The sequence below is a fragment of the Micromonospora sp. NPDC049662 genome, from assembly GCF_040675055.1.
GTDB lineage: Bacteria > Actinomycetota > Actinomycetes > Mycobacteriales > Micromonosporaceae > Micromonospora.
Genome location: NZ_JBFAOC010000013.1, coordinates 31,767 through 50,908, shown reverse-complemented (window position 1 = coordinate 50,908; position 19,142 = coordinate 31,767). Strand labels below are relative to the sequence as shown.

The following is a 19,142-nucleotide window of genomic DNA, read 5'->3' as shown; positions in this document are numbered from 1 at the left end:
CATGCGTTCGCGCCACCACACCCTCACCGCCGTCTTCGACGGGGTCTACGTCGCGCTCGTCAGCAACCTGCTGCTGGTGCTCGGTTGCCTGCCCCTGGTGACGCTCGCGTTCACCACCGAGGCGGCGCGCTCCTGGCCGCTGTACGCGCTGACCGCCCCGCTCTGCGCGCCCGGGCTTTGTGCGGTCTTCGCGGTCATGTCCGCCTATTCGGCTGGCGACACCGGCGGCGTGCTGCGCACCTACGGCCGCGCCTGGCGGGCCACCGCCCGGCCGGCGATGCTCTGGACGGCGGCAGCCATGGCGGCCCTGGTCGTGCTCGTCGTCGACGCCCGCGCCGCCTGGGGCCACCGGGTCGGGGCACTCGCCCTGCCGGTGCTGGCGACCCTGATCGTCCTCACCGTCGCCACCACGCTGCTGGGGTTGGTGACCGTCGCCGAGCGACCCACCGCGCGGTTGCGTGAGGTGGCCCGCGCCTGCGGGTATCTGGCGGTGCGCCGGTGGTACCTCACCGCCGTGTCTCTGCTCGTCCTCGTGCTGCTCGCACGGATCCTGGCCGCCCGCCCCGCGATCGCGCTCGGCCTCGCCGCCGCGCCACTGCTCTACGTCGTGTGGGCCAACAGCCGCTTCACCCTGCGCGCCGCCCTCGACCCGCCGGCGACCGCACCGCAGAGCACCTGAGCACCGCGTTCCGGCCACCGCGCCGGGACGCCGACAACCGCACCTGCCCGGCACCGGACCGTACCCACGAGGGAGAACAGCATCCATGACGGCGACCGACGTCCGTCCCAACTCCGACGCAGAAGCCACGGCGGCCGCGGTGGCCGCCGCGATCCGCACGGTCGACGCGAACATCGCCGCCTTCGGCGACCGGTACCCCGCCGACACCACCGCCGCCAACCGCTACCCGCTGCGGCCAGCGAGCGGAGGCCAGCCCGAGGGCGCCAACGTCGGCTGGACCACCAGCTTCTGGCCCGGGATGCTCTGGCTGGCACATGACCTGACCGGAGCGGAGCGCCACCAGCGGGCCGCGCTCTCCCACGTGGACAGTTTCGCGGCCCGGATCACCCGCGGCATCGACCTGGACACCCACGACCTCGGGTTCCTCTACACCCTCGCCTGCGTCACCCCGGCCCGCCGTACCGGTGACCCGCGGGCCCGAGGCGCGGCCCTCGCCGCCGCCGACCACCTGATGACGCGCGTCCTCGAACCCGCCGGAATCATCCAGGCCTGGGGCGACCTGAACGACCCCCGCCAACGTGGCCGCACGATCATCGACAGCCTCATGAACACGCCGCTGCTCTTCTGGGCCAGCCAGACCACCGGCGACGACCGCTACGCCGCAGCGGCCCGCCGGCACACCGCCCAGCTGCGCCAGCACATCCTGCGTCCGGACGGCACCACCTTCCACACCTTCTACTGGGACCCGGACAGCGGTGTGCCGCTCCGCGGGGAAACCGAACAGGGCCACTCCGACCACTCCTGCTGGGCGCGTGGGCAGGCATGGGGCATCTACGGGTTCAGCCTCAACCACCGGCACATCGGCGACCCGGCGCTGCTTGCCGCCGCGAGGACCTGCGCCGACCGCTTCCTCGCCCACCTGCCCGACGACCACGTCGCGTACTGGGATCTGGAGTTCGGCGACGGCAGCGGCCAGGAGCGGGACAGCTCGGCCGCGGCCATCGCCGCCTGCGGCCTGGTCGAACTCGCCGACGGCGTCACCGACACGGCCAGCGCCGACCGGTACCGGACCGCCGCCGCGGAGATCCTGCGCTCGCTCATCGCCCGCTACTCCACCGGCGGCCACCCGGTCTCGAACGCGCTGATCCTGCACGGCGTGTACGACAAACCCAAGGGCATCGGCGTCGACGAGGGAACCCTGTGGGGCGACTACTTCTACCTGGAAGCCCTCACCCGCGCCACGATCCCTGGCTGGACCAGCCCCTGGTGACCACCGCGATCGACCCGCACCGTCCGCATCCTTCGAAAGGTGACCATGGACTACCGCTACCACTGCGCCATCCCCGCCGTCGACGGCCGGAACACGCTGCCCTTCAATCCCTGCCGGCTGCTGGACTTCACCCTGCTGCGGCTGTCGGCCGGCGAGTCCTGGACCGGCGAGTCCGGTGACCGGGAGATCCTGGCCGTCATCCTCGGTGGCACGGCCAGCTTCACCGTCGCCGGCCGCCACTTCCCACAGGTCGGTGGGCGTCCGGACGTCTTCTCCGGCAAGCCGCACTCGGTCTACCTCCCGGCCGGCTCCTCGGTGACAGTCGAGGCGGTCACCGACGTGGAGATCGCCCTCCCCAGCGCCCCCAGCGAGCTGAGCACCGACCCCTATGTCATCGCGCCGGAACAGGTCGTCAGCGGACGCTGGGGAGCGGCCAACTTCGGCCGTACCTACCACCAGATCCTCACCGAGATCTCGCAGCCGGACCTGCCCGCCCGCCGGCTCATCGTCGGCGAAACCTACACGCCCTCGGGCAACTGGAGCACCTACCCGCCTCACCGGCACAGAATCGACGACCTGCCCGCCGAGGCCGCGCACGAGGAGATGTACTACTACCGCGTCAACCCGGCGGACGGGTTCGGTATCAGCCGGGTCTATACCGACGACGGGTACGAGGAGAACGTCACCATCCGCGAGCACGTGATGCAGATGATGCCCGAGGGGTACCACACCGTGGTCAGCGCGCCCGGCTACACCACCTATTTCCTGTGGTTCCTGGCCGGCACCCAGCGCACCCAGGGCGCCCGCGAAGACGCCGCGCTCGCCTGGGTGGGCCAGACCGTACCGACCCTGCGCAGCTTGGGCCTGTAGCGATGGAAAACGCCGATTCTCTTCCCACGTTGATTGGACACGTCATGAAGCGGAGCAGACTGTTCCACGGCCACGTATCGCGGAGCACCCGGTCGCCGCGCCGACTCCTGGTCGCGCTGGTGGCCGCGTTGACGGCGCTGGTGGGTGGGGTGGTGGTGGTGTCCGCGCCGGCCGCCGCCGCGACGAGTCAGTTTCGGGGGATGAACTGGGCGGTGTTGGGGGACAACTTCAGCACCGGTCCGTTGGTGGTGCAGGGTCTGAGTATGTCGGACAGCAACGCGACGGTGCGGGCCAAGGCCACCTCGTTGTATGACGACATGGCCGCCACGTTGGGGGTGAACACCGTTCGGTTGCCGGTCAACACGCACACCGTCGGCACCGCGTGGTGGGAGGCGTACCGGGGGGCGATCGACGCGGCGACCGCTCGGGGGTTCAAGGTGATCCTGGCGTATTGGGAGGACGGGGCGGCCTCGGGCGGGCGGATCACGAACCTGGGGGCGTGGAACGCGATGTGGTCCACGGTGATCACGGCGTACGCATCGAATCCGAACGTGTACTTCGAGCCGATGAACGAGCCGCACGGCTACTCCTCGGCCGAGTGGCGGACCGTGGCGGCGAACTGGCTCACCGCGCACTCGGCGGCCCCGCCCGGGCGGGTGCTGATCGGGGGTACCGGGTTCAGTCAGGATCTGCGGGATCTGTGTACCGACAGTCGGTTCAGCGGCACGCTGCTGTCGTTCCACTACTACGCGTTCTTCTACGGCGCGATGACGTACGACGCGTTCCGCAGCCACATCCAGACCCGCCTGGGCTCCTGCGCCTCCCGGGCGGTCGCGACCGAGTTCGGCGCGCCCATGAACGACGGCCGTAACTACGCCGACCCGAACAGCACCGACAACTTCGTGCGGTACATCCGGGCCATGGCCCAGGTCATGCGGGACAACCAGATGGGCGGCACCTACTGGCCCGCCCTGGGCGGCAAACCCGGCAGCATCGGCTACGACTGGTACTCGATGTACGCGCTCAGCGGCGGCGGCACCGACCTCAACCTCACCGTTCGCAACACCTCCGGCGCCGACCGGCTGCGCTACGCCTGGGGCGACACCGTCGGTGGCGATCCCACCACGCCACCACCGAGCACCGGCACCACCTACCGCCTCGACGCCCGACACAGCGGCAAGACGATGACCGTCCAAGCGCCGGCCGCCGACAACGGCACCCGCATCGCCCAATACCCCTACACGGGCAGCCCCGCGCAACAGTGGCAGTTCCAGGACGCCGGCAGCGGCTACTGGCGCATCGTCAGCAAAAACAGCGGTAAATGCCTCGACATCGTCGGCGCCTCCACCGCCGACAACGCCGACCTGATCCAGTACACCTGCGGCACCGGCACCAACCAACAATTCCAGATGATCACCAACGGCAGCTACTTCCAACTCCGCGCCCGCCACAGCGGCAAATGCCTCGACGTCCCCGCCGCCTCGACCACCGACGGCACCATCATCAAGCAATACACCTGCAACAACGGCACCAACCAACAGTGGACGCGGACGACCGTCTGACAACCCACCCGGCAGCACCCCCGGCTCCGAGCTGTCGACCGGAGCCGGGGGTGCGTGCCGTCGCGACGACCTGCGCCACGGTCGTCGGGCGCTATCATCGGACGGCCGATCGGCCGGTCCTCACCCGGGAGTGTGCACGTGTTCCTGACGTCGGTGTCCCGCCGGGCCCGGTACGCGCTGACGGCCGCGTTGGTGGCCGTCACGGCTGCCGGTTGTGGCGACGGCAATGAGACGCAGCGATACGCCGACCACATACGGGTCGAGGGATTCACGCTGGTCAAGACCACGTACTCGAACGGCGAGGGTCAGTCCTATCTCGGGCCGGCCGGCGACGAGGTTCCGGTGGTCACCGCGCCCGGCCTCACCCTGAGCCCGGGTGGTACGGACCTGTCGTACCTGTTCTACGACTACCTGGCCACCGGCGAGGGCAGCGACGCGGACACCGGTGCCTGTCGGGTGACGGTGTACGAGATCCGGGACCGGACCAAGGCGGTGGCCTACCTCGATGACGACCTGAACAGCAGCCAACAGCAGGCGGTGCGCGACGGCACGTCCAGGATCGTGCACATCGACGTGCTCTGCGACGCGCAGGCCGACGTCTGAGCCGGTGCGGGTCGGCGGTTCGCCCGGCGGTTGTCCAGCTCCTGTCAAGTGCTCCTCAACTGGCGTTGCCTACAACTCCAGGTGCAGCGTTTTTCGCACCGCACAAAGGAGCCCTCATGGCCGACGTCACCCCACCGTCGTTCAGCGGCGTGCACCACGTCGCTTTCACCGTCCGAAACCTCGAGGCCAGCGTGGCCTGGTACCAGAAGGTCTTCCAGGCCACGCCCGCGGACGGCAAGCTCCCGCACTACGGGCGGGAGTGGACCGGGTACGCCGAGCTGGTCATCGATCCGCGTACCGGCTTCTCCATCGGTCTGCACCACAACGAGGGCAACCGGGGCGAGGAGTTCAACGAGGTCCGTACCGGCCTCGACCATTTCTCCCTCAACGTCGAGACGCGCGAGGGGCTTGAGGCCTGGTCCGCCTGGCTCGACAGCCTGGGCGTCGCGCACTCCGGCATCCAGACCGCGAGGGAGCCGTTCCGCTACTCGACCGTCGTCTTCCGGGACATCGACAACATCCAGCTCGAAGTTGTCGCCTTCGGCGTCTGAGCCGCCGGACCGTGGGTATGACCGCCGACGCGACGGACGGGGCGGTGCCGGCCCGATGATTCAAGGAGTGGAACATGACCAAGGTTCTGATGGTGTTGACCTCGCACGACCAGCTCGGTGACACCGGCCGCAAGACCGGGTTCTGGCTGGAGGAGCTGGCCACGCCCTACTACCGCTTCCGGGACGCCGGCTGGGAGGTGACGCTCGCCTCGCCGCAGGGCGGACGGGCGCCGCTGGACCCGAAGAGCGACGAGCCGGACTTCCAGACCGACCAGACCCGCCGGTTCACCGCGGACGCCGAGGCGGAACGCCAGCTGGGGGCGACGGTACGGCTCGACTCGGTCGCCGTCGCGGACTACGACACCGTCTTCTACCCGGGCGGCCACGGACCCCTGTGGGACCTCGCCGAGGACGACACGTCGATCAGGCTGATCGAGCAGGTCGTCGCGGCGGGCAAGCCGATCGCGCTGGTGTGCCACGCCCCGGGGGTGTTGCGGCACTGCGTGACGCCCGACGGCGAGCCTCTGGTGGCCGGCCGGCGGGTCACCGGCTTCACCGACAGCGAGGAGGAGTACATGGGCCTGACGAAGGTCGTGCCCTTCCTCGTCGAGGACGAGCTGGTCGCGAAGGGCGCCGACTTCTCCGGGGCGGGCAACTTCGAGCCGTACGTGGTGAGCGACGGGTTGCTCGTCACGGGCCAGAACCCGGCGTCCTCAGGGCCGGCGGCGGATCAGTTGATGTCCCTGGTGGGCCGTAGCGACGGGTAGCAGCCGTGACCTCCGTCCGGCGGGTGCCACCGCCCGCCGGACGGCGTCGTCGGGTGGCAACGCCGCCGGCGAAGTCAGCGGGACCGCACGGTGTGCACCGCGGAGACCGCACCGGCCCCCTCCCCGACGGCGGTCGCCACCCGCTTGGTGGAGCCGGAGCGGATGTCGCCCACCGCGAAGACGCGCGCGGAGCTGGTCTGGAACGGCAGCGGCGCGTCGTGCGTGCCGGGAGGCAGTCGGCTGTCGGTCAGCACGAAACCGCTGTCGTCCGTCGCGATGCCCGTCATCCATCCGGACTCCGGTTCGGCGCCGATGAAGCAGAACAGCCCTCGACAGTCCAACCGCGTGGGATCACCCTCCTTCGCCACGACGATCGCCGTCAGGGTGTCCTCTCCGTGCAGCTCCCGCAGGGTGCTGCCGGTGTGGACGGTGATCCTGGGATCGGCCCGGATCCGGTCGGTCAGGTACGCCGACATCTTGGCTCCGAGGTCGGCCGCGCGCACCACCAGGTGTACGGAGCAGCCGCGCGCGGCCAGGGAGAGCGCGGCCTGCCCGGCCGAATTGGCGCCGCCCAGCACGGCGACCGGCTGGGACTCGTACCCACGCACGTCCAGTTCGGTAGCCGCGTACCGGACGCAGCCGCTCTGCTCGAACTCCGCCCACCGCTCGATGTCGAGGCGTCGGTACCGCGCTCCGGTGGCCGCGATGACCGCGGACGTCCCGATCCGGGTGCCGTCCGCCAATTCCACGACCGGACGCCTCTGGTCGGAGACGTCGAGGCCGACCACCGCGCACGGCGCGTAGATCTGAACGCCGAACTTCAGCGCCTGGAGCATCGCCAGCCGGGCCAACTGCTCGCCGCTGACCCCCTCGGGGAAGCCGAGGTAGTTCTCGATGCGCGCGCTCTTGGCCGCCTGGCCGCCCAGGCCGGTGCCGTCCAGCAGCACCGTGACGAGACCCTCGGAGGCGGCGTACACCGCCGCGGCCAGCCCGGCCGGCCCGGCGCCGACCACGACCAGGTCGGGGTCGCGCGCCGTGGCGACGTAGGTCAGACCGAGGGCCTCGGCGACCGTGCCGGGAGTGGCGCGACGCAGTACGCGGTTGCTGGTGACCGCGACCGGAAGGTCGTCCGCGCCGACGTCCTCCGCCCGCAGGAGCGCCCGCCCGGGCAGCGACGCCGCGTCGAGCCAGGTGTGCGGGAGGAGCATCTGGTTCACGTACGTCCGCAGCTCCAGCGACTCGGCCACGTGCGGCCGACCGACGATCTCCAGGGCGTTGCCGGCCACGCCGCGCATGAGCTCGCGCCGGGCCCGGAAGGTCTCGATCAGCACGTCGGCGATGTCGACCTGGTCGGCGAGCACTCGGCGCAGCTCGGGGGCGGTGATCCGGACAACCGTACCGGCCGTCACGACGCGGACCGTGAGGAACACCTGCTGCCCGGTCAGCAGGCTCAGTTCGCCGAGGAACTCGCCCGGTCCACGCCGGTAGATCAGCCGTTCGGGCTCCAGCGCCGTCGCGTTGCGGACCGCCTCGGCGGTCGCCGTACGCAGCAGGAAGAAGTCGTAGGTGCTGTCCCCGGCGGCGTACAGATGTTGGCCCTGACGCACCTCCTCCTCGGCGCCGTAGCTGGCGAGGCGGTCGAACTGCTCCGCGTCGAGGACAGGACCGTCGGCGTCTCGGATGCTCACAGTCGAACGGTAGGTGCCCCGTGTTGACGAGGAGTGGATCGGCACTGAGTTCGCCGCGTCGTGTCACTCACCTCGGGCCGTATTCATGGCCGGGGCGTCGCGGCCGCGACGGTTCGCCGGGGCCGACCGACGGTGGTGAGGTAGAGGACCAGGCCGGCGCTGGTGAGGACGAATCCCGCCCACACCGTGGAGAGGGTTCCCCAGCCGACGCCGAGGGCGACGGCGCCGCCGATCGCGCCGAGCGAGTTGGCGAGGTTGAGGGCGGCCAGGTTGAGCGCGCCCATCAGGGTCGGCGCGTCGGGTGCGAACTGGGTCAGCCGTACCTGGATGGCGGGAATGGCGAACATCATGGTCGCGCCGACGCCGAACAGCGCCGGCATGAGGATCAGAATCTCCCGGCCGGCGAGCCCGATGGCCACGAGCAGCACGAGGACGTAGCTGAACCCGTAGATCAGCGGTCGGCTGCCGTCGTGGTCGGCGGCGCGACCGCCGAAGTAGTTCCCGAACGCCATGCCGAGGCCGAAGACGGCCAGGGCGACCGGAATCAGCGACGTGCTCTCCCGTGCCGCGTCGGTGACGAACGGCCCGATGAAGGTGTAGACGGCGAAGATGCTGGAGATGCCGAGGGCCGCGACCGCGACCATGAGCCAGACCTCGCGTCGCCGGAGGGCGGCGAGTTCGTGCGCCACCGCGCCGCCGTGCAGGTCGTCGGTGCGCGGCAGCCACCCCAGGAGCGCCGCGCCGGCCAGCAGCCCCAGGCCGACCACGGTCCAGTAGGTCGCCCGCCACCCGGCCTGCTGGCCGACGAGGGTGCCGAGCGGCGACCCGAGGATGGTGGCCACCGTCAGGCCGCCCATCACGGTGGCGAAGGCCCGGCCACCCTTGCCGGGACCGTAGACGTACGCGGCGACGACCGCCCCCGCGCCGAAGAACGCGCCCTGCACGCTTCCCGTGATGAAGCGGAAGACGACGAGGGTCGCGATGTTCGGGGCCAGGCCGGACAGGACGTTGCCGACCAGGAACAACGTGATCAGACCCAGCAGGAGGGTACGGCGGTTGGCGCGCGCCGCGAGAAGCGTGATCGCCGGTGAGCCGATCATGACGCCGAAGGCGTAGGCGCTGATCGCGTACGTCGCGACCGGGATGGACGCGCCCAGGTCCGCGGCGAAGAGTTGCAGGATCCCGTTGCTGCCGAACTCGCCGGTGCCGATGGCGAAGGTGCCCAGCGCCAGCGCGAGGAGGGTCAGTGCCGGGCGGGGACCGGGCCGAGCGGCGGTAGCCCGCTGCGCTGGAGCGTTCTGCTGGGGTTCGTCCGGATCGCCGTGGACGTCGGGATGCGCCGGCTGGAGCCGGGTGCTGTTCTCTGACGTGGTCATGGAGCCTTGTCCTCGCGCAGGGATGTCGTGCGCGGACATCCTGACGTCAGCCAGTTGACAGTTTCTGACGTTTGTCGGACCGGGCGGATGTCCTCGCGTCCTGGGCGAGCAGCAGGAGCGCGGCCAGCGTCAGCAGTCCACCGACGAGCGCGAGCACGCGCGCTCCCGACGTGGGCAGGAGGGCGCCGCCGAGCAGCGATCCGCCGGCGATGCCGACGTTGAAGGCGGTGCTGACGCCGGCCGACGCGATGTCGGTGCTGCCGGGAGCCAGGTGCAGCATCCGGTTCTGCACGGCGGACGCGAACGCCGCGTAGGCGAGGCCGAGCCCGGCGAGGAACGCGACCGCGCCGGGTCGGAGCACGCCGAGTCCGTACATGCCGAACAGCGCGGCCGTACCGATGCCCAGCGGCGTCAGCAGCGAGGCGATCGGCCGGGCGTCCAGGGTCCGGGCCGAGAGCAGGGTGCCGACGACGGCCGCGACACCGGCGGTGAACAGCAGCGGCGTCAGGGCCGCGTCGGTGAAGCCGCTGACGTCCAGCAGGAACGGTGCGATGTAGGTCTGCAGGGTCAGGAAGCCGCCGACGCCGAGGGCGGTGGCGGTCAGTAGCACGGCGAAGCGCCGCCCGTCCGGTGCGGTGCCCCGGGCCGCGCCGCCAGCCTCCGGCGGGTACGTGGGCACCAGGACGAGCACCGCGGTGGCGATCACCAGACCGATCCCCGCCAGCGCCGCGAACGACGCGCGCCAACCTGCCTGCTGACCGATCCAGGTGCCGAGGGGTACGCCGAGCACCGGCGCGAGCGTCACTCCGGCCCCGAACAGCGCCACCACCCGGCCCCGCACCGCGAGGGGGAAGGGCCCGATCACCGTCGCCGTGGCGATGGACCAGAACAGCGCCTGGGCCACGGCGGTCACGAGCCGGGCGCCGGCCAGCATGGCGTACGTGTGCGCGAGCGCGGCGGTGCCGTTCGCGGCGGCGAACAGGAACATCGTCACGCCGAGCAGGTGTCGACGGGGGATTCGCCGGGTCAGCCGGGCCAGCGGGACGGACGCCAGCACGACCACGACGGCGTACCCGCTGACCAGCAGACCCACCCGCGAGTGGGACCGGTCGAGGTCGACCGCGATGTGGGTCAGCAGGCCGACCGGCAGCAGCTCGGTCGTGACGAACGCGAACGCGGCCAGGGAGAGCGTGACGAGGACGGCCCTGGCCCTGGACGGCGACACCTGGGGCGTCACCGTCGGGGCCACCGTCCGGTGGGCGCTTGACGGTGGAGACCGCGCCGATATAATTCATCGAACCGGGATGTCATCAGATGAGGAAACTCCTCCGTTCGGCACGTACATACCCGTCGAGTCGAGCCGGCCCGCCGTTCGAGCAGCGTGGAGGCCTTGTGTCCACTATAGATTCGCCGCTGGCGGCTGTCCGGCACGATCTGCCCGCGCACGGCACGGGCTGGGTCGACGACGTCCTGCTGGCCGGGCCGGGCAACGAGACCTGCCTCGTCCTCGGCATGCCGATCACGCGGGCGCAGCTGCGCGCCGAGGTGGCCTCCCGGCAGGCCCGGCTCACCGACGCCGGGCTGCGTCCGGGCGGCGCGATAGCGCTGCGACTGCCCTCCTCGCTGGCGTACGTGGCCAACCTGCTCGCCGCCTGGCGGATCGGGGCCCAGGTGACGCTGCTCGACCACCGGCTCTCGCGCGGCGAGGTCGAGCGGGCGCTCGAACGGGTCGGCGCGCAGTTCCTCGTCCAACCCGTCGACGCCGTGCTCCCGCCCCTGCGCGGCTTCGTGACCGTCGACGAGACGGTCATCGCACGCCCGGCCGGTCGGCCGGCGTCGACGCCGCACGCCCTCATCCAGCTGAGCTCCGGGTCCACCGGCCCGTCGAAGGTCATCGGCCGCACCGTCGACGACCTCGTCGCCGAGATCGAGCGCTACACGCTCACCGACGGCGTGCCCCGCCCCGGCGAGCGGCTCGTGCTGCTCGCGTCGATGGCGCACGTGCTCGGCCTGGTCGGCGGCCTGCTCTACGCCCTGCACGCCCGCGTCACGCTCACGCTGCCGGAGCGGATGACGGTGGGCGGCGTGCTGGGCGTCATCGCGGGGGACTCCACGCCGACCACGGTGATCGGCGTGCCCGTCCACCTCGAAATGCTGATGGCCGGCCGTCCCGCCGGGCCGTTGCCGCAGTTCGTACGGATGACCACGGCGGGCGAGCTGGTCCGGCCCGGCGTTCCCGAGCGCTTCGCGGAGTGCTACGACACCGTGTTGGGCAACATGTACGGGATGACCGAGGTCGGCGTCATCGCCACCGACCTGTTCGGCGCGCACCGGCCCGGCGTACGCCCGGCGCCCGGGATCGACGTACGGGTCGTCGACGGTGAGCTGCAGGTCCGTCGGCCGGTCACCCCGTACGTGGGGCTCGTCGACGAGAGTCGCTGGTCCGACGGCTGGCTACGCACCCGTGACGCCGCCACGCTCGACCCCGCCACGGGGCTGGTCACGATCCGCGGTCGCCTCGACTCGCAGGTGTCCATCGGGGGCCTCAAGGTCGACCTCACCGAAGTCGAACAGGCCATCCTCGACCTGCCCGGCGTCACCGAGGTGGTCGTGACGTTCGACGGCGGCGCCATCGAGGCGTACACGGCCGTCGACCAGCCGTTGACCGGCCGTGAGCTGGACGCCGCGTTGGAGGACGTCCTGGCCCCGTACAAGCGACCGCTGCGGTGGCAGATCCTGGAACGGCTGCCGCGTACGTCCAGCGGCAAGCTGGTCCGCGACGTCGCCGTGTTGCGTCGGGCGTCGGCCGAGCCGACGTCGTCATGATGCCCCGGGACGGGACGTGGGTGGCGCGGCGGCCGACCGGCCGTCATGACGCGGGCGCCTCCGGTGGGTCGACGAGCAGTCGGATGCCACCGGTGTCGCCCTGGTCCGGTCGGTCCTGTCCGGCGACGGCCAGCACCAGGCCCTCGGGGAGGGTGCCGCAGGCCACCCCGGCCCGGCTACCGGGCACGGGGCGCAGCGGCAGCGACCCCGGCGGATCCGGCCAGACTGGCGGCAGCACCAGCGGCTGCCGCAGGCCGCCGCCGCGCAGGCCGGTGCCGCGCGCCTTGCCGATGGCCTCCTTCTGGGTCCACAGCCAGAGGAACGCGCTGGTGTGCAGCGCCTCCGGCTGGTCGGTCAGCCAGTCGGCGTCGGCCGGCGCCATCCAGCGTCGAGCCAACGCCGCGCCGGGCAGCGCGCGTTCGCGCTCGACGTCCACGCCGACCGGAGTCACCGCGGAGACGGCCACCGCCACCACGCCGCGCCCGTGGCTGATGCTCGCGTGCAGCCCGCGTGCCGCGCCGGTGAGCCTCGGCCGGCCGGTCTGGTCCCGTGCCACGCCAACGTTGGCGGCCGGCACGCCGAGCAGGTCGGCAGCGGTGCTGACCAGATGCTCCGACGCCCGGCCCCTGGGGTCGCCGGTGATCGTCGCAATCCGCACCACGACCCATTCCATGGGAGGAGTCAAGCAATGTCAGATGAGGTTCGCCAGTCCATCGTCGATGCGCTGGCCCAGATGAACTACGACGTCGACGACGTCACCGGCGACACGGTGCTCGGCCCCGCCGGGCTGGACCTGGAGTCGCTGGCCGTCGCCGAACTCGCGGTCCGCGTCGAGGACACCTTCGGCGTCAAGTTCACCGACGAGGAGTTGGAGAAGCTGGCCGACTACACGCTCGACCGGTTCGCCGCCGAGGTGGCCGGGCGCGCGGAGCCAGCGCGGAGCGCCCCCGTCGCACCGGCCACCTCGGCGGAGTGAGGGTGGGCGACAGCGATCGCCGCGACGAGATCCTGTCGATCCTCGCCGACGTGGGCTACCGGAGTGTCGACGCCTCGCGTGAGCGCATCGACTCGCTGGAGCTCGCCCGGCTGGTCTACGAGATAGAGCGGCGCTACGGCCTCGACCTCGACCTCGACGACGACGAGCTGGCGGCGATGTCCACGGTGACCGGTGCGGCGGAGATCCTCAGTCGTCTTACCCTGACGGCGGCGGAGTCGGAGTGACCCGCTCGACTGTCGTGGTCACCGGACTGGGCCTCCTGACGGCCCACGGCCGCGGCCCCGCGCCGCTGCTGGCGGCGGTGCTGGCCGGGAAGCCCGCGTTCGGCGAGGTCCGTCGCTTCGACCCGGGCCGTAGCCGGGTACGAGCGGCGGCCACCCTCGCCGACACCGAAGACCTGGCCGCCGAGGTGGTCGCCGTCGTGGCGGACGCCTGCGACGACGCCGGGTTGGCACACCGGCGCGGCGAGTGCGCGCTGTACTTCGCTACCGGCACGGGCACCAGCGTGGTCCGCGCCGGAGGATCGGGCAACGGGCCGGCCGTGTTGGCCGCCACCGTGGCCCGGCGAACCGGCCTCGGCGGCGTCGCGCGGGTCTACACGTCGGCGTGTGTGGCGGGCAGCACCGCGCTGGCCGAGGCCGCCTCGATGATCGCCCGGGGTCGGTGCGAGCGGGCCGTGGTCGCCGGGGGCTTCCTCGTCGACGCCGACCACCAGGCCCTCTTCGACGCCGGCCGGGCCCTGGCCGACGACGGCGCCGTCCGCCCGTTCAGCAACGGCCGGCGCGGCATGCTGCTGGGCGACGCGGTCGTCGCCGTGGTGCTGGAGTCGGCGGCCGCCGCCCAGGGACGGGGCGGTCGGGTGCGGTCCCGGCTGGCCGGCTGGGCCCGGGCCGGCGACGCCTACCACGTCTGCCAGCCCGATCCGGGTGGCGCCGGGATGGGCTCGGCCATCCGCGCCGGCCTGGCCCGGGCCGGCGTGACGCCGCAGGAGTTGGCGTACGTTAACGCCAACGGCACCGGCACGACACGTGCCGACGCGGCCGAGAGCAGCGCGTTGCGCGTCGGCCTCGGCACGGCGGTCGAGTCGGTGGCGGTGAGCTCGACCAAGTCCGTGCACGGGCATGCCCTGGAGGCGTCCGGCCTGCTGGAGTTCGCGGTCACCGCGCTGGCCCTCGACGCCGGCCGGTTGCCGGTCAATGCCGGCTTTATCGAGGCGGACCCGCAGTGCCCGGTACGGGTGGTGCGCGAGCCCGGCCCGATGGTCGGCCGGTACGCCCTGAGCTGCAACTTCGCGTTCGGTGGCGCCAACACCGCTCTGGTGCTGGGGGCGGTGTGACCGGCCTCGACACCGCTTCAGGCGCGGTCCGTGAGCTGGCCCGCGCGGCGTGGCCCGAGCCCGGCGACGCCGGCCGGCCACCCGCGGTCCGCGGGTTCGTCGCCTCGCCGTTCCCCCCGCTCGTCGTGGCCGTCGCCAGCCGCTGCCTGCGACGGCGCGCCGGCGCGGGTGCCCACGGGCCGACCGCCGTCGTCCTGGTCAGCGCGTACGCCGACCAGGCCACCGCGGCGGCCATCGCCGGGGAGGTGGACGGTGGCCGGCGGGTGTCGCCGATGTACTTCTTCCAATCCGTGCCGAACTCGGTCCTCGGCCACGTCGCCACCGAGTGGGCCCTGACCGGACCGGTCGTGTCGCTCAGCCCGAGCGGCGATCCGTTCGGCGAGGGCCGGGCGGTGGCGGAGGGCCTGTTCGCCGACGGGGACGCGGCGGAGGCGCTGGTGATCGTCGTCGAGCACGACACCGACCCGGCCCAGCCCACCGGCGCGACCGCCCTGCTGCTCACGCCGGACCACGAGATGACCAGGCCGCCGACCGGCGGCGGACAAGGCGGTTGACATGACCGGATCGACCCGACCCTCGGCCACCATCACCGGTATGGGGCTGGTGACGCCCGTCGGGCGGGGGGTAACGGACTTCTTCGCGGCGATCTGCAACGGGCGCTCCGGGCTGGTGCGCCCGCCCGAGGGGCACGGCGCGGCCGCCGCCACGGAGGTGGTCGGGATCGCCCCGGACATCGACCCCACCACCGTGTTGCCGCCCAACGAGGTGCTGGCCGCCGACCGGTTCCTGATCATGGGTCTGGCCGCCGCCGACGACGCGATGCGTGACGCCGGCCTGGAGGTCGGCCGCGACGTCGACCCACTGCGGGTCGCCGTGGTCGTCTCCAGTGGCGCGGGTGGCCTCACCACCTACGAGGCGCAGGCCAAGGCCCGCGAGGAGCGCGGCCGCACCGCCGTGAGCGCGTACCTCTATCCGGGTTTCCTCCCCAACATGGCCGCCGCGCGCATTGCCATCAGGTACGGCATCCAGGGCTACAGCTCGTGCATCGCGACCGCCTGCGCGGCCAGCGCGCACGCCGTGGCGGAGGCGCTGCGACTCATCCGGTCCGGCGACGCGGACGTGGTCGTGTGCGGTGGGGCGGAGTCACCGCTCGGGCCGACCGGCACCGCCGGTTTCGCCAACGCGCGGGCGCTCGCCACCGGCTGGTCCGACCCGACGCAGGCGAGCCGCCCGTTCGACCGGCGACGCAACGGCTTCGTGCTCGGCGAGGGCGCCGGGATCCTGGTCGTCGAGCGCGCCGAGCACGCGGACGCGCGCGGGGTTGCCGGCTACGCCGACATCATCGGGTGGGGCGCCACCACCGACGCCTTCCACCCCACGTCGCCGCGGGCGGACGGCGCCGGCGCCGCGCAGAGCATGCGCCGGGCGGTCGCCGACGCCGGCGTCGCGCCCACCGACGTCGACTACATCAACGCCCACGGCACGAGCACCAAACGGGGCGACCTGGCCGAGACCCGCGCCGTCCACAGCGCATTCGGTACGCACGCCCCGGCGGTCAGCTCCACCAAGGGCGTGACCGGGCACCTGCTGGGCAGCGCCGGAGCCGTCGAGGCGGCGGCGACGGCCCTGGCGGTCACCTACGGGATGCTGCCGCCGACCAACAACCTGGACGATCCGGACCCGGCCTGCGACCTCGACCACGTGCGGGGTCAGGCGCGTCCGGTCCGGCCCCGCGCGGTCCTGTCCAACTCCTTCGCGTTCGGCGGACACAACGTCAGCCTGATGTTCGGTCCGCCCTCCACGGCGCGGGTCCGGGAGGCGGACCCGGCGGCGGCGGTCACCACCACGGATCAACGATGAGAGGAGCGCGATGACAACGACGGAATTCACGCTGACCGACGAGGAGCGGGCCGCGCTGCCCACCGACGAGGACGTCCGGTCGTACGCCGAGCGGGGCTGGTACCTCAGCCAGAAGCTGCTCACCGACGACGAGGTGGACACGCTCGTCGAGGCCACCGAGCGGTTCTACGCGGGTCACCGCGACCGGCGGTTGCCCCGGCGGCCGGCGAAGCTGGCCTACTGGGAGCCGGAACACGGCGACGTGCAGCGACACAACGACTACGTGCACTACGAGAGCGACGAGGTCGCCGCGATCCTGCGCAAGCCGATCATCGGCGCGGTCGCGGCGCGGCTGGCGGAGGCGGCCGAGATCCGGGTGTTCCAGAGCACCTTGATCCTCAAGCCGCCGAGCCCCGGCGAGCCGACCAACATCGTGCCCTGGCACTTCGACCGTCACTACTGGCAGACCTGCACCTCCGAGCGGATGCTGACCGCCTTCATCCCGATGCACGAGTGCACCGAGGAGATGGGCACGATCACGATGGTCGACGGCAGCCACACCTGGAAGGAGGTCGGGGGCGACGACAAGACCACGCGGCACTTCGCCGAGCGCGACCGTTCCGAGCTGGAGGATCTGCTCGTCAACAACGCCGAGTACAACGGCGCGCAGGTCAACAAGATCCCGATGCACATCCCCAAGGGCCACATGAGCTTCCACCACTGCCGTACGTACCACGGCAGTGGGGCCAACCGGAGTCCGCGCGCCCGGCGCGCCATCTCTCTGCACCTGCAGGACGGCGACAACCGCTACCGGCGGTTCCACCGCTCCGACGGCGACCTCGTCGTCTACAACCACGATTCCCTGGTACGCCGTGACGAGGCGGGTCTGCCCGACTACAGCGACCCGCAGTTCTGCCCGGTTCTCTGGCGCTCCTCGAACCCGCAGAGCGAGACGGCATGACCGTTGGCACGCCCCGGCCCGTGGCAGTCGCACGGGACCGGGGCGACAGCCGGCGCGATCCGCTGCTGTGGCCGGAGGAGTGCCTCTTCGCGGTGGCCCTCACCCTCGTCGCCGCGCTCGCCCTCGTCACCGGCGCGGTCTCCTGGGCGATGATCGCCGCGTCGACCGTGCTGGTCGGCGCGCTGATCGCCGGGTTCGCGCTGTCCCGGCGCCGCCGCGCCGCCGCGTCGGGGCCGGCGGTGCTCGACGCGCGGGTGGGCGGCCCGGCGAGGGTGGCCAGGTTCGTCGGCGGGGTCGCCCGGACGGCGGTGCCGTTCCTGTCCTGCCTGGTGATCTACTCAAGTCTGCGCGACATCACCCCGGAGCTGGACTTTCCGCTCGTCGATCCCGCGTTGATCGAGTTCGACCGCGCGGTCTTCGGCGGCGACGTCAGCCGTTGGCTCAACGACACCCTCGGCTCACCCGCGTTGACGCTGTTCATGGCGATCTGCTACCTGAGCTACGGCCTCTCCCAGGGGGCGTACGCCATCTTTTCGTACGTGCGGGGCCATGTGCGCGAGTACCACGACTTCGCGCTCGCGATCTCCATCACCGCGGTGGTCGGCTACTCCGGCTACGTGCTGGTGCCGGGGGTGGGTCCGCACATCTACCAGACCGACGTCTACGCCGACCCGCTCCCCGGTCACGAGGGATCGATCGGCGGCGCGCTGGACGCCATCACCGCCGTCCAGGGTCCGGCGCGGGATCTCTTTCCCAGCCTGCACACCGCCATGACGGTGGTGCTGATGGTGTATCTGTGGCGCGACGCCCGTCGCCTGTTCTGGTGGTACCTGCCGATCGGCCTGGGGCTGCTGCTGTCCACGTTGTACCTACGCAAGCACTACGCCGTCGACCTGCTGGCCGGGACAGTTCTCGCGGTGCTGGCCGTGCTGGTGGCCGGGCGGGTCAACCGCTGGTGGTACCGGCCCCGGATCGACCCACCCGCCGAAGCAGCTCGGTCATCCGCGCCGTAACGGCGTCGACGACCTGCGGGTGGTCGAGGATGAAGTGCCCGCCGTCCACGACGGTCAGGTCGAAGCGTTCCGCCGTCTCCTGCTGCCAGGCCAGCGCGCCCGCCGCGTCGGCCATCCGATCGTGGCGGCCCACCAGGGCGGCGATCGGACACCCCAACGCCGTCCGGGGTGGGCGGGCGTAGGTCTCCGCCAGCCGCAGGTCGGTCCGCAGCACCGGCAGGGCGAGCCGTATCAGCGCCGGTTCGGCGAGGACCTCGGCCGGGGTGCCGCCGAGACGTCCCAGCGACTCGATCAGCCGGTCGTCGTCCAACGCGTGCAGAGGGCGGTGGGCGAGACCGGCGGCGGGCCCGTTGCGTCCCGCGACGATCACCAGCTCGGGGCCCGGGCCGGTGTGCGCCAGCGTCGCCGCCACCTCGTACGCCAGCAGCGCGCCGAAGCTCTGCCCGGCCAGGGCGTACGGACCCGACAGGCGGTCGCGCACCGCGTCGCACGCGGCGGTCACCAGCCGGGGCCAGTCGTCGATCGCCGGTTCCTGTCGGCGGGTGCCGTGGCCCGGCAGCTCCACCGGCTCGACGACCACTCCGGCCGGCAGCCACCGCCTCCACCTGGTGAAATGCGACGCTGAACCACCGGCGGCCGGGAAGCCGAACACCGTCAACGACGGTGGACCTGAACGCCCGTTATCCCGTGCTTCTTCGGCAACCAGGACGTGATCTATCAGCATTGACATCTCGCTTCTCGTCCGATGTACTTCAACGTACAGGGAAATCATCAGGCGGGGAATGGCCGCTACAGTTCACCGAA

General features: G+C 71.8%; 20 protein-coding genes. 15 read left to right on the top strand and 5 right to left on the bottom strand.

The genetic code is table 11. From position 1 onward, the window contains the following. The first annotated feature begins 1 nt into the window (after position 1). The 7 genes from AB0J36_RS13015 to AB0J36_RS12985 all read left to right on the top strand — a co-directional run bounded on the left by AB0J36_RS13015 (position 2) and on the right by AB0J36_RS12985 (position 6,302). Positions 2-679, top strand: coding sequence for a hypothetical protein (locus AB0J36_RS13015; RefSeq protein WP_357169033.1), 678 nt, complete (start codon positions 2-4; stop codon positions 677-679). A gap of 85 nt (positions 680-764) precedes the next feature. Next, positions 765-1,949, top strand: a complete 1,185-nt coding sequence (locus AB0J36_RS13010; RefSeq protein WP_357169036.1) for a glycoside hydrolase family 88 protein — start codon at positions 765-767, stop codon at positions 1,947-1,949. Positions 1,950-1,994: 45 nt separating this feature from the next. After that, positions 1,995-2,819: a 5-deoxy-glucuronate isomerase gene (gene iolB, locus AB0J36_RS13005; protein WP_357125703.1), complete on the top strand. Its 825-nt coding sequence runs from the start codon at positions 1,995-1,997 to the stop codon at positions 2,817-2,819. A gap of 44 nt (positions 2,820-2,863) precedes the next feature. Further along, entirely contained in the window at positions 2,864-4,381 is a 1,518-nt protein-coding gene (locus AB0J36_RS13000; RefSeq protein WP_357392599.1) for an RICIN domain-containing protein, read from the top strand. 138 nt (positions 4,382-4,519) lie between these two features. Then, complete coding sequence (locus AB0J36_RS12995) at positions 4,520-4,984, top strand: hypothetical protein (protein ID WP_357125167.1); 465 nt, start codon at positions 4,520-4,522, stop codon at positions 4,982-4,984. Positions 4,985-5,100: 116 nt separating this feature from the next. Next, positions 5,101-5,535 (top strand): VOC family protein, encoded by a 435-nt coding sequence (locus tag AB0J36_RS12990; protein WP_357125170.1) that lies wholly within the window; start codon positions 5,101-5,103, stop codon positions 5,533-5,535. 74 nt (positions 5,536-5,609) lie between these two features. Next, a complete protein-coding gene (locus AB0J36_RS12985; RefSeq protein ID WP_357125173.1) occupies positions 5,610-6,302 on the top strand; it encodes a type 1 glutamine amidotransferase domain-containing protein in 693 nt (230 codons plus the stop codon). Positions 6,303-6,376: 74 nt separating this feature from the next. On the opposite strand, the gene AB0J36_RS12980 is transcribed toward AB0J36_RS12985, so the two are convergent. The 3 genes from AB0J36_RS12980 to AB0J36_RS12970 all read right to left on the bottom strand — a co-directional run bounded on the left by AB0J36_RS12980 (position 6,377) and on the right by AB0J36_RS12970 (position 10,603). Continuing rightward, positions 6,377-7,990 carry an FAD-dependent oxidoreductase gene (locus AB0J36_RS12980; protein WP_357392598.1) on the bottom strand — a complete coding sequence of 538 codons (1,614 nt, stop codon included), beginning with the start codon at positions 7,988-7,990 and terminating at the stop codon, positions 6,377-6,379. A gap of 83 nt (positions 7,991-8,073) precedes the next feature. Further along, positions 8,074-9,366, bottom strand: a complete 1,293-nt coding sequence (locus AB0J36_RS12975; protein WP_357169045.1) for an MFS transporter — start codon at positions 9,364-9,366, stop codon at positions 8,074-8,076. Between the two features lie 46 nt (positions 9,367-9,412). Next, positions 9,413-10,603, bottom strand: a complete 1,191-nt coding sequence (locus AB0J36_RS12970) for an MFS transporter (RefSeq protein WP_357392597.1) — start codon at positions 10,601-10,603, stop codon at positions 9,413-9,415. Between the two features lie 164 nt (positions 10,604-10,767). Between AB0J36_RS12970 and AB0J36_RS12965 the strand changes: the two genes are divergently transcribed. Further along, entirely contained in the window at positions 10,768-12,192 is a 1,425-nt protein-coding gene (locus AB0J36_RS12965; protein ID WP_357125706.1) for a class I adenylate-forming enzyme family protein, read from the top strand. Between the two features lie 43 nt (positions 12,193-12,235). Here the strand turns inward: AB0J36_RS12965 and AB0J36_RS12960 are convergent, their stop codons facing one another. After that, positions 12,236-12,865 (bottom strand): 4'-phosphopantetheinyl transferase superfamily protein, encoded by a 630-nt coding sequence (locus tag AB0J36_RS12960; RefSeq protein ID WP_357392596.1) that lies wholly within the window; start codon positions 12,863-12,865, stop codon positions 12,236-12,238. Positions 12,866-12,880: 15 nt separating this feature from the next. On the opposite strand from AB0J36_RS12960, the gene AB0J36_RS12955 reads away from it, so the two are divergent. The 7 genes from AB0J36_RS12955 to AB0J36_RS12925 are packed head-to-tail and all read left to right on the top strand — an operon-like array spanning position 12,881 to position 18,338. Then, on the top strand, positions 12,881-13,168 hold the full coding sequence (locus AB0J36_RS12955; protein ID WP_357125188.1) for an acyl carrier protein: 288 nt from the start codon (positions 12,881-12,883) through the stop codon (positions 13,166-13,168). Between the two features lie 2 nt (positions 13,169-13,170). Further along, a complete protein-coding gene (locus AB0J36_RS12950) occupies positions 13,171-13,413 on the top strand; it encodes a hypothetical protein (RefSeq protein WP_357125192.1) in 243 nt (80 codons plus the stop codon). Continuing rightward, positions 13,410-14,525, top strand: coding sequence for a beta-ketoacyl synthase N-terminal-like domain-containing protein (locus AB0J36_RS12945; protein ID WP_357125195.1), 1,116 nt, complete (start codon positions 13,410-13,412; stop codon positions 14,523-14,525). The genes AB0J36_RS12950 and AB0J36_RS12945 overlap by 4 nt, the downstream gene beginning before the upstream one ends. Further along, entirely contained in the window at positions 14,522-15,079 is a 558-nt protein-coding gene (locus AB0J36_RS12940; protein WP_357125198.1) for a beta-ketoacyl synthase chain length factor, read from the top strand. Before AB0J36_RS12945 ends, AB0J36_RS12940 begins: the two co-directional genes overlap by 4 nt. Position 15,080: 1 nt before the next feature. Next, positions 15,081-16,385, top strand: a complete 1,305-nt coding sequence (locus AB0J36_RS12935) for a beta-ketoacyl-[acyl-carrier-protein] synthase family protein (RefSeq protein ID WP_357392595.1) — start codon at positions 15,081-15,083, stop codon at positions 16,383-16,385. Positions 16,386-16,395: 10 nt separating this feature from the next. Beyond that, the gene (locus tag AB0J36_RS12930) at positions 16,396-17,325 is read left to right on the top strand and encodes a phytanoyl-CoA dioxygenase family protein (RefSeq protein WP_357125204.1); all 930 of its coding nucleotides are present in this window, start codon (positions 16,396-16,398) and stop codon (positions 17,323-17,325) included. A gap of 20 nt (positions 17,326-17,345) precedes the next feature. Beyond that, positions 17,346-18,338, top strand: a complete 993-nt coding sequence (locus AB0J36_RS12925; protein WP_363660519.1) for a phosphatase PAP2 family protein — start codon at positions 17,346-17,348, stop codon at positions 18,336-18,338. Here the strand turns inward: AB0J36_RS12925 and AB0J36_RS12920 are convergent. Then, entirely contained in the window at positions 18,271-18,990 is a 720-nt protein-coding gene (locus tag AB0J36_RS12920; protein ID WP_357125212.1) for an alpha/beta fold hydrolase, read from the bottom strand. The two genes, AB0J36_RS12925 and AB0J36_RS12920, sit on opposite strands and share 68 nt — an antisense overlap. Between the last annotated feature and the right edge of the window lie 152 nt (positions 18,991-19,142).